Origin of the sequence: Litoreibacter arenae DSM 19593, assembly GCF_000442275.2 — a bacterium.
In the GTDB taxonomy this organism is placed as follows: Bacteria; Pseudomonadota; Alphaproteobacteria; order Rhodobacterales; family Rhodobacteraceae; genus Litoreibacter; species Litoreibacter arenae.
Genome location: NZ_KE557306.1, coordinates 90,758 through 104,321 on the forward strand (window position 1 = coordinate 90,758; position 13,564 = coordinate 104,321).

The following is a 13,564-nucleotide window of genomic DNA, read 5'->3' on the forward strand; positions in this document are numbered from 1 at the left end:
GCCCGCCATGGATCAGACCTTCAGGGAAGGAATGATCTGCTTTTTGCGGCTCATAATGCCGGGCAGCACGACGCTGTCACCTGAAACGTTTGCGCCGAAGGATTGTTCCGCCACGCGCTTGGACAGATCGTTGGGGATCAGCATCGTGGCTTCCTCGTTGAGGATGTCGACGACGAACAGCAAAACCTCGTTCACCTTGTCCTCACCGGCGACGGTGGGCATGGCTTCCATGAGTTCGGCCTTGCGGTCGAGCACCATTTTGGGGCTGGTCGTCTCCAGCACCGAGACGCGGAACTTCACGCCGTCCACTTCGTATTCCTTGCTGTCCATCCGCAGCAACTCCGCCGCCGAGAACGCCGACACGTCGGATTTTGCCGCGAACATTTCGGCCGCATAGTCCGCAATATCCACGCCCAGCTCGCCCGCCAGTTTTTCGGCGAGGACGCGGTCCGTGTCGGTGGTGGTGGGGGAGCGGAACTCGAGAGTGTCGGACAGGATGCAGGACAGCATAGCGCCCTTGATAGCCTCGGGCATTTCTGCGGCGGTTTCTCCCATCAGGTCGTGCATGATGGTCGCGGTGCAGGCCAGGGGGCGAATGTTGATGTCGATGGCGGCTGCGGTTTGCAGCCCGCCGACCAGCCGGTGGTGGTCGATGATCGCACGCACATCCGCGCTGTTGATGTTGTCGGGCAATTCGGCGGGGTTGTTGGTGTCGACGATTACGCAAGGTTGCCCGTCGGCCACGTTGTCGATGATTTCCGGCTTCGGCAGGCTCCAGCGTTCAAGTACGAACGCGGCCTCGGTGTTGGGCTCGCCCAGCAGCTTGGCGGTGGCGTTTCCGCCGGTGTGGTTGAGATACCATTCCCAGATCAACGGCGAGCCGGTGCTGTCGGTGTCAGGGGATTTGTGGCCGAAAACGAAAGTGGTCATTGAAGAAGCGTCCTTGCGATGGAGGTGGTCTTTGCGCGCCTTATAGGAGGCAGAGATTGCCTTGTCACGTCAGCTGCGATGCGGCGAATTATGCTGCGGTGGCGCGGGCCAGCTTCACCTCGGGCAGGAACGGGATATCCTTCAACTCCGGGGCGAGATGCGCCAGCAAGGCGTCGTTGTAGACATTCGCCTGACGCTCCGCCACCGGCAGGCGCAGGCACCCTTCGATCAGGGCGCGATCGTTGAACGGATTCACCAGAAAGTTGCGGGTGTAGCCGTAGAATTTCGGCTGCCACCCCGGCAGCAGGCTCTCAATGAAGGCGAAGTCATAGGCCAGCGCCTGCGCGGCCTCGGGCAAGGTGGTTTTCCACGCCAGATAGTCGGGCTTGAACGTCGCCACGGTTTTCTCGCCGCCTGCAGGCAGGATCGCCAACCGCTCGGTCGCATAGTCGGCATCGTGGCCGTCAGGGTGCGCGGCGTCATGGGCCAGCCCGCGCTTCCAGTGGTTCGCCTTGAACAACTCCATCACGTTGCCACGCAGGACCACCCCTTTGGGCACCTTCCGCGCCAGCCCGTCCATCACATCGTTATTGGGGTCGCCGACATATCCCGTCGCCAGTCTGAAGGACCGCTTTATCCGGCGGCAGGCAAGCTTGCCGGGGGTCTTGCGGTTTCTCGCATCGCCGAAATAGGAGGCGTAGGTGACATGGTCGATCCCAAGTGTCTTCGCAATCTGCTCACCCAGTTCGGCGTCGATCTGGCCCTGCCAGTTGGACACGAGGGTGAAGCTTTGCGTGACATTCGACAGGTGCGGCTTGGCCGCAGCGGCAAGGTTACGGCTATCCCGCCCGCCTGTCAGGGGCAGCAAGGTTGTGTGGCCCTTGGCGATAGCGCCGATAACATCGCTCAGGCGTTGGCCCATGGCGGCGACTGTTTGCTCCGGGTTCTCTATGGCGAACTGGGCATCGGCCAGCGGCCAGAACCGTGAAAGCGTGAATGTCGCCAGATCAAGCCGGTGGTTCGGCATCACCCCGCGCACATGGGCGTCGCGGGTATATCCAAGCGCATAAGTGCCCTGACCCGCCTGTATCGCCCCGGGATCGAAGCGGGGTGTGTCGATCAGTGGGCGGTTGACACACATCAGCGGCGTCGAGGCAACGGTGCGGGTTTGCGCGTCAAACACTACGCCCATCGAGCCTGACGGGTCGGCGTAGACCGCGCCTTGCGCGTCAAACGCCACATAGCGACCGGCGGCATCCGTCACGAATTTCTCGAAACTCGCGCCGAGCGTGTAGCCATCCGTTACCAGTTGTCCCGCGTCATCCACCGCAATGCCCAGCACCAGTCCGGCGGGATCACCGTTGTCATGCTCGAGGCGGGCATAGGGGATGGAGCTGCAATGGTGCAGACGCCAGCCGTCCCCCATCTCGGTCACGCGGTATCCGTCGATCACCAGACCGGAGGAGCGGCTCAGGGTGAATTGTCCGCGAAAGGTGCGGGCGAAATCGAATTTCGCCGCGTCGCAGGCCATATGGGCCGCAAGGGGGGCGGTCAGCATGTCGGGTGGCTCCTGATTTGGGGCTCTTTTGGTCTGCTCTTGTTGTCCCGACGTTATACCATCCGTCGGGTGCTTGGCAAAACCTTGTTGCCCCGTGTAGCGTCGCGCCATGACGAAAGAGACGGAACTCTACGGCCCTGTTAAGGCCTTTCTCCAGCGGCAGGGCTACGAGGTCAAAGGCGAGATCGGGGCCTGTGACGTCGTGGCGGTGCGCGACGGGGGCGATCCGGTGATCGTCGAGTTGAAGACCGCGTTCTCGCTAAGCCTGTTTCACCAAGGGGTCGCGCGACTGTCGGTGACCGATGACGTCTATATCGCCGTGCCGCGCAAGACCGGAAAGCCGTTCCAGAAGGCACTGAAGGAAAACACCAAGCTTTGCCGCAGGCTGGGGCTGGGGCTGATCACCGTCCGGTTGTCTGACAAGCTGGTGGAGGTCCATACGGACCCCGCACCCTATGCGCCCCGAAAGTCGAAGAAGCGCAAGGGGCAGTTGCTCAAGGAGTTTGCCCGTCGGGTGGGTGACCCGAATGACGGCGGTGCAACACGCCACGGGATCATTACCGCTTACCGTCAGGACGCCCTGCGCTGCGCGCGGTTTCTTGCGGTGCATGGCCCGTCCAAGGGTGCGAAGGTGGCGGGCTGGGCCGAGGTGCCGACCGCCACGCGGCTGATGCGCGACAATCACTATGGTTGGTTTGAAAAGGTCAGCAAGGGCGTCTACACACTGTCCGCCGAGGGCCGGAAGGGGCTTTCTGATTACGGCGATCTGCTTGTTTGAACTTTCCGCAAAAAATTGCCGCAAGTAGTGGTTGACTCGCTTCGCAGCGCTCCTTAGCTATCCATCGTTAGCACTCACATCGGTTGAGTGCTAACGACCCCGCGAAACGGGGTCATGGGAACAACTTTGGAGCTAAGGAGCACCAACAAGATGGCATTGAAACCGCTGCACGACCGCGTTCTCGTAGAACGTGTTGAAGGTGACGAGAAAACCAAAGGCGGGCTGATCATCCCCGACAGCGCAAAAGAGAAACCTGCGGAAGGCCTTGTGGTCGCCGTTGGCGCCGGCGCGAAGGATGACGATGGCGACCGGATCGAGATGGACGTCAAGGAAGGCGACAAGATCCTGTTCGGCAAATGGTCCGGCACGGAAGTCACCATCGACGGCAAAGAACTGCTGATCATGAAAGAAAGCGACATTCTGGGCATCCTGTCCTGATCTGTCTGGCGGGATGAAGCCCGCCTTTACGCTTTCCCAACAACTGAAATTATAAGGAGCACATGAAAATGGCTGCTAAAGATGTCAAATTCGACACCGACGCCCGGAACAGGATGCTGAAAGGCGTCAACATTCTGGCTGACGCGGTGAAAGTTACCCTCGGCCCCAAAGGCCGTAACGTCGTTATCGACAAGAGCTTCGGCGCTCCGCGTATCACCAAGGACGGTGTGACGGTCGCCAAAGAGATCGAGCTGGAAGACAAGTTCGAAAACATGGGCGCACAAATGGTCAAAGAAGTGGCCTCGCGTACCAATGACGAAGCCGGTGACGGCACCACGACCGCTACGGTTCTGGCTCAAGCCATCGTTCGCGAAGGCATGAAGTCGGTTGCTGCTGGCATGAACCCCATGGACCTGAAGCGCGGCATCGATTTGGCGACGACCAAAGTCGTCGAAGCGATCAAAGCGGCTTCCCGCCCGGTCAATGACAGCGACGAAGTTGCGCAAGTCGGCACCATCTCTGCCAACGGCGAAGTCGAAATCGGCCGTCAAATCGCTGACGCGATGCAGAAAGTCGGCAACGAGGGTGTCATCACCGTCGAGGAAAACAAAGGTCTGGAAACAGAAACCGATGTTGTCGAAGGCATGCAGTTCGACCGCGGCTACCTGTCGCCTTACTTCGTGACCAACCCCGAGAAAATGACCACCGAGCTGGAAGACTGCCTGATCCTGCTGCACGAGAAGAAGCTCTCGTCGCTGCAGCCGATGGTTCCGCTGTTGGAGACTGTCATTCAGTCCGGCAAACCCCTGCTGATCATCGCGGAAGATGTCGAGGGCGAAGCCCTTGCAACTCTGGTTGTGAACAAGCTGCGCGGCGGCCTGAAAATCGCGGCTGTCAAGGCACCTGGTTTCGGCGACCGCCGTAAAGCCATGCTGCAAGACATCGCGATCCTGACCGGCGGTCAGGTGATCTCCGAAGATCTCGGCATGAAGCTTGAGTCCGTGACCATGGACATGCTTGGCACCGCCAAGAAGATCCAGATCACCAAGGACGAGACCACCATCGTTGATGGCGCGGGCGAGAAAGCCGAGATTGAGGCACGCGTGTCCCAGATCCGTCAGCAGATCGAAGAGACTACCTCCGACTACGACCGTGAGAAGCTGCAGGAACGCGTTGCCAAACTGGCAGGCGGTGTTGCCGTTATCCGCGTCGGCGGCATGACCGAAGTCGAAGTGAAAGAGCGTAAAGACCGTGTCGACGACGCGCTGAACGCAACCCGCGCAGCCGTTCAAGAAGGCATCGTTGTGGGTGGTGGTGTTGCGCTGGTTCAGGCGTCCAAGAAGCTCGAAGGGCTCAAGGGCGACAACAACGACCAGAACGTCGGCATCAACATCGTGCGCAAGGCCATCGAGGCTCCTCTGCGTCAGATCGCAGAGAACGCTGGCGTCGACGGCGCTGTCGTAGCTGGCAAGATCCGCGAATCCGATGACCCCACTTTCGGCTTCAACGCTCAGACCGAAGAATATGGCGACATGTTCAAGTTCGGTGTGATCGACCCTGCCAAAGTGGTTCGGACTGCTCTGCAAGACGCGGCATCTGTCGCTTCGCTGCTGATCACCACGGAAGCCATGGTTGCCGACAAGCCCTCCAAAGAAGGTGCTGGCGGCGGCGGCATGCCCGACATGGGCGGCATGGGCGGCATGATGTAAGACCTTTTGCCACTGGCAAAAGGACGGAATCCGTCAGTGCAAAGGCCTCCCTCGTGGGGGCCTTTGTCACGCAAGGGTAAGGCGATTTTGCTACGGCAAGATCTGCCGAGAGCCAAACCGTCACAAACAATCAAGGCCCGCCCGACTGGGCGGCCCTTTTCCGTTTCGTGAGTTTCCATTTTTTCCTGATCGGCCTAAGCGTCCCGCATGCGCTTGTTTCTTCTCACCGCCGCGACCATGCTGGCCTTTGCCGCCAATTCTGTCCTGAACAAGCTGGGCGTGTCCCATGGCGGGATGGAGCCTTTGGACTTCGCCATGGTGCGGGTTTGGTCCGGCGCGCTAATGCTGCTTGCCTTGACATGGGCGCGGCGCTCCCCCGCAACGGTCAAAGGCACGGCTGCGGGCACAGTGTCTCTGCTTGTCTACATGCTTGGCTTCTCGCTGGCCTATGTCACGCTTGATGCCGGTGTGGGGGCACTGATCCTGTTCGGTGTCGTTCAGATCACTATGTTCAGTGCTGCCGTTGTCGCGCGGGAGCGTATTCCCGTCCTGCGCTACGTGGGCTGTGCCGTGGCCTTCGCGGGTTTGGCTGCGTTGCTCTGGCCTGTTGGCGGGAAGCCTCCGGATGCTTCGGGAGCTGCGCTGATGGCAGCGGCTGGTCTCGGCTGGGGGGTATACACCCTGATCGGACGCGGAGCGGCGGCCCCTCTACAGCATACGGAGCGCAACTTCCGCTATGCCGCAATCGCGCTCGCGGTGCTAATGTTCGTCACCGGGGTGCCGACAGGGACGCCGACAGGCTTAGCCGCGGCGGTATTATCAGGCGCGATCACGTCGGCGCTGGGTTACGCACTTTGGTATCGCGTGCTGCCGCAACTGCCCACGACCACGGCCGCAATTGCGCAATTGACGGTCCCCGTCATTGCGCTTGCAGGGGGCATGGTTTTTCTGGGCGAGGACCTGACTATCCGCTTCGTGTTGGCAAGCGTGTTGGTGCTGGGCGGCGTCGCTCTGGCGTTGCGACGGACGGGCTAGATTAGGCGGGTCAGCAGCCCGCCGGGCTGCCGTTCGATCTTGCCCTCAAGCTCCAGCATCGTGAGATGCGGGGCCAGCGTTCCGGCATCCACCTTCAGATCGCGCAGCAGCTGATCCTCTGCCATAGGTGTCGGGCCAAGCAGTCCTAGAATCTGCGCGTGCGCAGGGCCATGTGGATGCACCGGCGGTCTGGCGGGAAGAGCGGCGCGTTCCGGCAAAAGTGGAGGTTGCGGCGCACCGATACTGGCAAGCACGTCCTGAGGTGAGCGCACCAAAGCCGCCCCGTCGCGGATCAGCATGTTGCAGCCCGCAGCGCGGGGATCCAGCGGGTGACCGGGTACAGCCATGACGTCACGCCCCTGATCCAGCGCATTGCGAGCGGTAATGAGGCTGCCGGATTTCGCGGCGGCCTCGACAACCACGACGGCGCGGGACAGGCCTGAAATGATGCGGTTGCGGCGCGGGAAGTCGCGAGCCTGCGGTTGCAGCCCCAAGGGGCGTTCGGACAGGATGAGGCCGCGTTTGGCAATGTCGTCATGCAGTTTCGCGTTCTCGCGCGGGTAGACGACGTCCAGCCCGCCTGCGACCACCGCAACCGTGCCGTGGGGCAGGGCGGCGATATGCGCGGCGGTATCAACGCCGCGCGCAAGACCCGAAGTGATCATGTAGCCGGCGTTACCCAGATCATTTGCCAGACCATGTGCCATCCGTGTGCCAAGCGACGAAGCGTTACGTGCACCGACCATCGCGATGGAGGCACGGTTCGCGAGCGAAATATTCCCCATCGCCCAGAGCAATGGCGGGGCGTCGTCGATATCCATCAGGGCTTGCGGGTAGTCGGGAGTGCCATGGAGCAGCAAGGTCGCGCCAAGCTGTTCGCCGCGCGCCAGCTCATGTTGCGCGGCCTCCAGCGTGCAAGGGGTGTAGCGGGCAACCCCCGCAGCCGAGGCGATGCCCGGAAGCGCCTCAAGCGCAGCTTCCGCGCTGCCATGTTCGTCCATGAGACGGAAAAACGTGCTGACACCGACACGGTGAGACCTGATCAGACGAAGCCAAGAGACCGTATCGCCCTGTAGTCTTGGGGGTGCGAGGGGGGGTGGGGTAGACAGCAGGTCGCTGGCCATTCTTCGCTCCGTCTAATCAGTGACCTCAATCTGACCCGTCGGAGTTAAAGGAAGGTGAATACAGGAAATAAGTTTAGAAATTTCCTGCAACACATTGATAAAATTTGACTAAAATGGGGTTCTTCCGCGCTTTATGTCGTAAGAACCCACCCGTTTAGGTCGCCGAGCCGCCCACCGTCAGCCCGCCGATTTTCAGCGTCGGCTGCCCGACTCCCACCGGCACCCATTGACCTGCCTTGCCGCAATTCCCCATGCCGGGGTCCAGCGCCATGTCATTGCCGATGGCTTGGATGTGCTTCAGCGCCGTCGCCCCGTCGCCGATCAGGGTGGCTCCTTTCACCGGAGCACCGATCTTGCCGTTCCTGACGCGGTAGGCCTCGGTGCAGCTGAACACGAACTTGCCGTTGGTAATGTCCACCTGACCGCCGCCGAACCCCACAGCGTAGATGCCGTCCTTCAGGTCTCGCAGAATTGCCTCCGGCTCTGCATCGCCACCCAGCAAATAAGTGTTTGTCATCCGGGGCATTGGCGTGTGCGCGTAGCTTTCGCGCCGCCCGTTGCCGGTCGGCTCGCGCCCCATCAGCCGGGCGTTCTGGCGGTCCTGCATATAACCCACCAGCACCCCGTCCTCGATCAGGACGTTTTTGCGCGAGGGCGTGCCTTCATCATCCACCGTGAGGGAGCCGCGCCGGTCGGGGATCGTGCCGTCATCCAGCACGGTCACACCCTTGGCGGCAATCTGCTGGCCCATAAGCCCTGCGAAGGCGGAGGTCTTCTTGCGGTTGAAATCGCCCTCCAGCCCATGGCCGATGGCCTCGTGCAGCAGAATGCCGGGCCAGCCGGGGCCAAGCACCACGTCCATGACGCCAGCAGGCGCGGGTTCGGCGTCGAGGTTGACCAAGGCGATACGCAAGGCCTCGCGAACCAGCCCCTGCCAGTGCGTCGGCTCCAGCAGCCCGTCCAACATGGTGCGCCCGCCGCCGCCCGCGGTACCGCTTTCGCGGCGGCCGTCTTTTTCAGCAATGACCGAGACGTTGATGCGGGTCATCGGGCGGTCATCTGTCACCAGCGTGCCATCGGGCCGGAGAATCGCAACCTCCTGCTGTGACGCCGCCAGCGAGGCCGAGACCTGCACCACCCGCGAATCGAGAGCGCGGGCAAAGGCGTCGATCTCGCGCAGTGTGTCGACCTTGGCGGCAAAGGCGATGCCTTCCATAGGGTCCATGTCGGAATAGAGCTTGGCGTTGGTCCGCGCCGGGGCAGGGGAGAGCGTCCCGCCGCCCGCGCCTACGGCAAGGCGGGCGGTTTTGGCGGCGCGGGTCAGCGCCTGTTCGGAAATCTCGGTCGCGTGGGCGTATCCGGCGGTCTCGCCCCGCACCGCGCGCAGGCCGAACCCTTCGGAGGCGTCATAGCTGGCGGTCTTCAACTGGCCATCGTCGAAGGCGAACATCTCCCCGCGCTTGCGCTCCAGAAACAGCTCGCCATCATCCGCGCCACGGGTCGCGTCGGACAGAATCTGCAAGGCGCGATCCTGATCCAGCATCGTCTCGAAGGGCCTGAAGCGGCTGGCGTTAGCTGAAGTCATGGTCGATTCCCTTGATCTAGCGCAAAATAGTGTGCGGCATGGTGGCGCTTTCTTGGTGTCTGCGCTTGCTCCTGTCATGGTAATATGGTTTCTCACAGGCCAGACGCAAGCGGGCCGCCGCGTGCCAAAAGAACACGACCCTGACAACGACGGGAACAACAGATGAGAATTGCAAAACTATTTGCTGCCTTCGCAGGCTTTTTCGCCGCAACAGGTGCACACGCGCAGGCCGCGCTGGACGACTTGGAAATTATCGGCACTCCACGTGCAGAAGACTCCATGGCGTTCCAGCCCGCCGTTACCGAACTCGCCCGCGATTTGCACTGGCTGGACAGCTTCGTGCTGGTGATCATCACCGTTATCACGCTGTTTGTCACCGCTCTGCTGCTGTGGTGCATCTTCCGCTTCAACGCGAAACGCAACCCGACTGCGGCGACCTTCACCCACCATTCCACACTGGAAGTGGCATGGACCATGGTGCCCGTCATCATTCTTGTGATCATCGGCGCATTCTCGGTGCCTGTCCTGTTCAAGCAACAGCGCATTCCCGAAGGCGACATCGTCATCAAGGCAACCGGCTACCAGTGGTATTGGGGCTATGAGTATGTCGACCACGGGTTCGGGTTCGACAGCCTGATGATTGGCGCTGGCGAAAACCGCCTGACCCCAGAGGTCGAGGCCGAACTGGTCGAGGCGGGCTACAGCAAGGATGAATTCCTGCTGGCCACCGACACCGCCGTTGTCGTGCCTGTCGGCAAAACCATCGTGATGCAGGTCACCGGTGCGGACGTGATCCATTCCTGGACCATCCCCGCGTTTGGCGTGAAGCAGGACGCCGTTCCGGGCCGTCTGGCAGCGTTGTGGTTCAACGCCGAGAAAGAGGGCGTCTATTTTGGCCAGTGCTCCGAGCTGTGTGGTCAGGCTCATGCCTACATGCCGATCACGGTCAAAGTCGTCAGCCAGGAGGTCTATGACGAATGGCTGGAAGGCGCGATCGAGGAATATGCGGGGACACCGCTACCTGTTCGGGTTGCTTCGGCAGACTAACTGGTGCGGCGGGGTGAACCCCGCCCTACCGCTTCTCGGGAGTTTGGGTATCAGCGCATGACGGACGCGACGCAAAATATCGGCACTGCAACTGGCGAAGGCCAGTTCGGCGACTATTGGGCGCTGCTGAAGCCGCGCGTCATGTCGCTGGTCGTGTTCACGGCGGCGGTCGGCGTGTTCGTGGCTCCCGTCAGCGTCCATCCGTTCATCGCCATGGTGTCCATCCTGTTCATCGCCTTGGGTGGCGGCGCGTCGGGCGCGCTGAACATGTGGTATGACCACGACATAGACACGATCATGAAGCGCACCGCCAACCGCCCTGTTCCCGCAGGCAGGGTCGCGCCGGGCGAGGCGCTGACACTGGGCCTGTGGCTGTCGTTTATCTCGGTCACCATGCTGGGGCTGGCCTCCAACTGGGTCGCCGCAGGCCTATTGGCCTTCACGATTTTCTTCTACGCCGTCGTCTATACCATGTGGCTCAAACGCTGGACCCCGCAGAACATCGTGATCGGTGGGGCGGCGGGCGCCTTCCCTCCGATGATCGGCTGGGCCGTGGCAACTGGCGGCGTGTCGATTGAAAGCGTGCTGTTGTTCTGCCTCGTGTTCATGTGGACGCCGCCCCATTTCTGGGCTTTGGCGCTGTTCATGAACAATGACTACACCAACGCGGGCGTGCCGATGCTGACCGTGACCCACGGCAAGCGCGAGACCCGCAAGCAAATCTTCATCTACGCGGCCCTGCTCGCCCCGCTGGCGGTCGGCGCGGCGTTTACCTCGATCGGCGGCTGGATCTACCTGACCGCTGCGCTTTACCTGAACGCAAAGTTCGTCTGGGGCGCGTGGAAGCTGTGGAAGCGTGACGAGGCCGACGCGGAGGCCGATATCTACGCCGCCGAGAAAGCGTATTTCCGCTTCTCGCTGGTCTATCTGTTCGCCAGCTTCTGCGCCCTGCTGGCGCAGTCGGTCTGGGTCAAATTCGGCATGGGGGCCTGGTAAGCGATGGCATTGCGTGTTGAACATGAACTGCACAAGCGCCGCTTCGGGCGCAATCTGGGCGTCGGGCTGTTGCTCGTGGGCTTTGTGGCGATCGTATTCGGCCTGACCGTGGTCAAGGTGCAGAATACCGGCTTTGTCGAGGGCTATGACCACGTGTCCCGCCCCGCTTTGATCCCGCAGGAAGGGGAGGGCAACTGATGCTGCGCAATCTCGATCCCCGTAAACGCACGATGGCGATCCTGGTCGGTGTGGTGCTGACCATGGGCGGTCTCGGCTTCGCCTCCGTGCCGCTTTATGATCTGTTCTGCCGCGTCACCGGCTATGGCGGCACGACGGCGCAGGCAGATGCCGGCTCCGACACCATTCTGGAGCGTACCATCAACGTGCGCTTCGACGGGTCGCTGTCGTCGAACATGGCGTGGGAATTCAAGCCGGTTCAGCGCGAAATGACCGTCCGCATCGGCGAGACCGGTCTGGCCTTCTACGAGGCATACAACCCGACCGACCGCCCGATTGCGGGCCAAGCCAGCTACAACGTGTTCCCGTTCACGGCGGGCGGCTACTTCAACAAGATCGCGTGTTTCTGCTTTACCGAACAGGTGTTGCAGCCCGGCGAGCGGGTACAGATGCCGGTGACCTTCTTCGTTGATCCGGAAATCGTCGACGATCCTGACGGAAAGTTTGTCGAGGAAATCACCCTGAGCTATACCTTCTACGAAATCGACCTGCCCGAGCCTGCGGCCCAAGCGGCCCTGACGCCCGAGCAGCCCGCAAAAACAACTGAATATAACTAAGCCCACCACGAGGGAGCCCAATAAGATGGCACATGCCAAGAACCACGACTACCACATCCTGCCGCCGTCGATTAACCCGTTCCTAGGGGCAATCGGGGCATTCGTCATGCTGACCGGCGCGGTGGTGTGGATGCATGATGGCGGCCCATGGATGTTCGCAATCGGCCTTGCCGCCGTGCTCTACGTCATGTTCAGCTGGTGGTCCGAGATGGTCGACGAAGGCCAGCAAGGCGATCACACGCCGGTCGTGCGCATCGGCCTGCGCTACGGCTTCATCTTCTTTATCATGTCCGAAGTCATGTTCTTCGTGGCGTGGTTCTGGTCGTTCTTCAAACACGCCATGTACCCCATGGGCCCCGACAGCCCCGCGATTGACGGCCAGTGGCCGCCCGCAGGGATCGAGACGTTCGACCCGTGGCACCTGCCGCTGATCAACACGCTGATCCTGCTGTGCTCCGGTGCGGCGGCGACCTGGGCGCACCACGCGTTGGTTCACGAGAACAACCGCAAAGACCTGAAAAACGGCCTTATCCTTGCGATTGCGTTGGGCGTTTTGTTCACGGGCTTTCAGGCCTATGAATACAGCCACGCAGCCTTCGGCTTCTCGGGCAACATCTATGGTGCCAACTTCTTCATGGCGACCGGCTTCCATGGCTTCCACGTTCTGGTCGGCACCATCTTCCTGCTGGTCTGCCTGATCCGCGTCTACAAGGGCCACTTCACACCAGAACAGCATGTCGGCTTCGAGGCCGCCGCCTGGTACTGGCACTTCGTCGATGTGGTCTGGTTGTTCCTGTTCGCGTCGATCTACATCTGGGGCAGCTAAGCCCTCCGAGCAATTGACAGGCAATAGGCGCGGGGGGAAACCTCCGCGCTTCTTCATTGAGGTGACATGACCAAGCGAATGATCCTGCCCTTGCTGTTCGGCATCATCGGCTGCGCGATCCTGATCAGTCTGGGGGTCTGGCAAGTCAACCGTCTCGCATGGAAAGAGGCGATGCTGTCGGAAATCGACGCCCGCATTGCGACCGCTCCGGTGGCGCTGCCCGACAATCCGGACCCCGACGCGCACACGTTCCTGCCGGTGCAGGCAACCGGCACCTATGGCACGGACTATATTCGCGTTTTGGTCAGCCAGAAGCAAATCGGCGCGGGCTACCGGATCATCAGCCCGTTCGTCACGGACGGGCGCACCATCATGGTGGACCGCGGTATCCTGCCCATCGAGGAGGACACCCCCCCCCCTGCACCCACGGGCGAGGTGGTGGTCGCAGGCAACATCCATTGGCCGCAAGAGGTAGACAGCTACACCCCCGAGCCGGACGAGGCGCGCAACATCTGGTTCGCGCGTGACGTTGACCGGATGGCTGCGACACTTGGAACCGAGCCGGTGTTGCTTATCTTGCGCAACGCCACACCCGCCACGCCGCAGATCACTCCGCTTCCTGTCAGTCGCGCGGGCATCCCGAACGACCACCTGTCCTACGCGATCACATGGTTTTCGCTGGCAGTCATATGGTTTGGGATGACAGTCTTTTTGCTTTGGCGTATCAGGCAGCGGACCGTTTGA

General features: G+C 61.5%; 14 protein-coding genes. 10 read left to right on the top strand and 4 right to left on the bottom strand.

The features are described 5' to 3' along the window. Positions 1–12: 12 nt before the first annotated feature. Together THALAR_RS00515 and THALAR_RS00520 are read right to left on the bottom strand one after the other, a co-directional pair. Positions 13–930, bottom strand: coding sequence for a manganese-dependent inorganic pyrophosphatase (locus THALAR_RS00515; RefSeq protein ID WP_021099494.1), 918 nt, complete (start codon positions 928–930; stop codon positions 13–15). Positions 931–1,018: 88 nt separating this feature from the next. Next, the gene (locus THALAR_RS00520; RefSeq protein ID WP_021099495.1) at positions 1,019–2,488 is read right to left on the bottom strand and encodes a hypothetical protein; all 1,470 of its coding nucleotides are present in this window, start codon (positions 2,486–2,488) and stop codon (positions 1,019–1,021) included. A 109-nt stretch (positions 2,489–2,597) separates the two neighbouring features. Here THALAR_RS00520 and THALAR_RS00525 point away from each other — a divergent pair, with 109 nt between their 5' ends. From THALAR_RS00525 to THALAR_RS00540, 4 genes are all read left to right on the top strand, one after another. Continuing rightward, positions 2,598–3,266 carry a DUF2161 domain-containing phosphodiesterase gene (locus tag THALAR_RS00525; RefSeq protein WP_021099496.1) on the top strand — a complete coding sequence of 223 codons (669 nt, stop codon included), beginning with the start codon at positions 2,598–2,600 and terminating at the stop codon, positions 3,264–3,266. 150 nt (positions 3,267–3,416) lie between these two features. Beyond that, positions 3,417–3,704: a co-chaperone GroES gene (gene groES / locus THALAR_RS00530; protein WP_021099497.1), complete on the top strand. Its 288-nt coding sequence runs from the start codon at positions 3,417–3,419 to the stop codon at positions 3,702–3,704. Positions 3,705–3,772: 68 nt separating this feature from the next. After that, the gene (gene groL, locus THALAR_RS00535; RefSeq protein ID WP_040817408.1) at positions 3,773–5,413 is read left to right on the top strand and encodes a chaperonin GroEL; all 1,641 of its coding nucleotides are present in this window, start codon (positions 3,773–3,775) and stop codon (positions 5,411–5,413) included. Positions 5,414–5,620: 207 nt separating this feature from the next. Further along, positions 5,621–6,448 (top strand): DMT family transporter, encoded by an 828-nt coding sequence (locus tag THALAR_RS00540; RefSeq protein ID WP_021099499.1) that lies wholly within the window; start codon positions 5,621–5,623, stop codon positions 6,446–6,448. On the opposite strand, the gene dprA is transcribed toward THALAR_RS00540, so the two are convergent. Then, positions 6,445–7,572, bottom strand: coding sequence for a DNA-processing protein DprA (gene dprA / locus THALAR_RS00545; protein WP_083483368.1), 1,128 nt, complete (start codon positions 7,570–7,572; stop codon positions 6,445–6,447). The genes THALAR_RS00540 and dprA overlap by 4 nt on opposite strands. A 154-nt stretch (positions 7,573–7,726) precedes the next feature. After that, positions 7,727–9,157 carry a metalloprotease TldD gene (gene tldD / locus THALAR_RS00550; protein ID WP_021099501.1) on the bottom strand — a complete coding sequence of 477 codons (1,431 nt, stop codon included), beginning with the start codon at positions 9,155–9,157 and terminating at the stop codon, positions 7,727–7,729. 162 nt (positions 9,158–9,319) lie between these two features. Here tldD and coxB point away from each other — a divergent pair, with 162 nt between their 5' ends. From coxB to THALAR_RS00580, 6 genes are all read left to right on the top strand, one after another. Then, on the top strand, positions 9,320–10,204 hold the full coding sequence (gene coxB, locus THALAR_RS00555) for a cytochrome c oxidase subunit II (RefSeq protein ID WP_021099502.1): 885 nt from the start codon (positions 9,320–9,322) through the stop codon (positions 10,202–10,204). Positions 10,205–10,261: 57 nt separating this feature from the next. After that, entirely contained in the window at positions 10,262–11,200 is a 939-nt protein-coding gene (cyoE, locus tag THALAR_RS00560; RefSeq protein WP_021099503.1) for a heme o synthase, read from the top strand. Positions 11,201–11,203: 3 nt separating this feature from the next. Next, positions 11,204–11,398, top strand: coding sequence for a hypothetical protein (locus THALAR_RS00565; protein ID WP_021099504.1), 195 nt, complete (start codon positions 11,204–11,206; stop codon positions 11,396–11,398). Further along, positions 11,398–11,994, top strand: a complete 597-nt coding sequence (locus tag THALAR_RS00570; RefSeq protein ID WP_021099505.1) for a cytochrome c oxidase assembly protein — start codon at positions 11,398–11,400, stop codon at positions 11,992–11,994. The genes THALAR_RS00565 and THALAR_RS00570 overlap by 1 nt, the downstream gene beginning before the upstream one ends. A 25-nt stretch (positions 11,995–12,019) precedes the next feature. After that, entirely contained in the window at positions 12,020–12,820 is an 801-nt protein-coding gene (locus tag THALAR_RS00575) for a cytochrome c oxidase subunit 3 (protein WP_021099506.1), read from the top strand. Between the two features lie 66 nt (positions 12,821–12,886). Beyond that, positions 12,887–13,564, top strand: coding sequence for an SURF1 family protein (locus THALAR_RS00580; RefSeq protein ID WP_021099507.1), 678 nt, complete (start codon positions 12,887–12,889; stop codon positions 13,562–13,564).

Excerpts from the sequence above, each read along its gene's own strand:
- THALAR_RS00515 (WP_021099494.1), bottom strand. The coding sequence starts at position 930 with ATGACCACTTTCGTTTTCGGCCACAAATCCCCTGACACCGACAGCACC.
- THALAR_RS00520 (WP_021099495.1), bottom strand. The coding sequence starts at position 2,488 with ATGCTGACCGCCCCCCTTGCGGCCCATATGGCCTGCGACGCGGCGAAA.
- THALAR_RS00525 (WP_021099496.1), top strand. The coding sequence starts at position 2,598 with ATGACGAAAGAGACGGAACTCTACGGCCCTGTTAAGGCCTTTCTCCAG.
- groES (WP_021099497.1), top strand. The coding sequence starts at position 3,417 with ATGGCATTGAAACCGCTGCACGACCGCGTTCTCGTAGAACGTGTTGAA.
- groL (WP_040817408.1), top strand. The coding sequence starts at position 3,773 with ATGGCTGCTAAAGATGTCAAATTCGACACCGACGCCCGGAACAGGATG.
- THALAR_RS00540 (WP_021099499.1), top strand. The coding sequence starts at position 5,621 with ATGCGCTTGTTTCTTCTCACCGCCGCGACCATGCTGGCCTTTGCCGCC.
- dprA (WP_083483368.1), bottom strand. The coding sequence starts at position 7,572 with ATGGCCAGCGACCTGCTGTCTACCCCACCCCCCCTCGCACCCCCAAGA.
- tldD (WP_021099501.1), bottom strand. The coding sequence starts at position 9,157 with ATGACTTCAGCTAACGCCAGCCGCTTCAGGCCCTTCGAGACGATGCTG.
- coxB (WP_021099502.1), top strand. The coding sequence starts at position 9,320 with ATGAGAATTGCAAAACTATTTGCTGCCTTCGCAGGCTTTTTCGCCGCA.
- cyoE (WP_021099503.1), top strand. The coding sequence starts at position 10,262 with ATGACGGACGCGACGCAAAATATCGGCACTGCAACTGGCGAAGGCCAG.
- THALAR_RS00565 (WP_021099504.1), top strand. The coding sequence starts at position 11,204 with ATGGCATTGCGTGTTGAACATGAACTGCACAAGCGCCGCTTCGGGCGC.
- THALAR_RS00570 (WP_021099505.1), top strand. The coding sequence starts at position 11,398 with ATGCTGCGCAATCTCGATCCCCGTAAACGCACGATGGCGATCCTGGTC.
- THALAR_RS00575 (WP_021099506.1), top strand. The coding sequence starts at position 12,020 with ATGGCACATGCCAAGAACCACGACTACCACATCCTGCCGCCGTCGATT.
- THALAR_RS00580 (WP_021099507.1), top strand. The coding sequence starts at position 12,887 with ATGACCAAGCGAATGATCCTGCCCTTGCTGTTCGGCATCATCGGCTGC.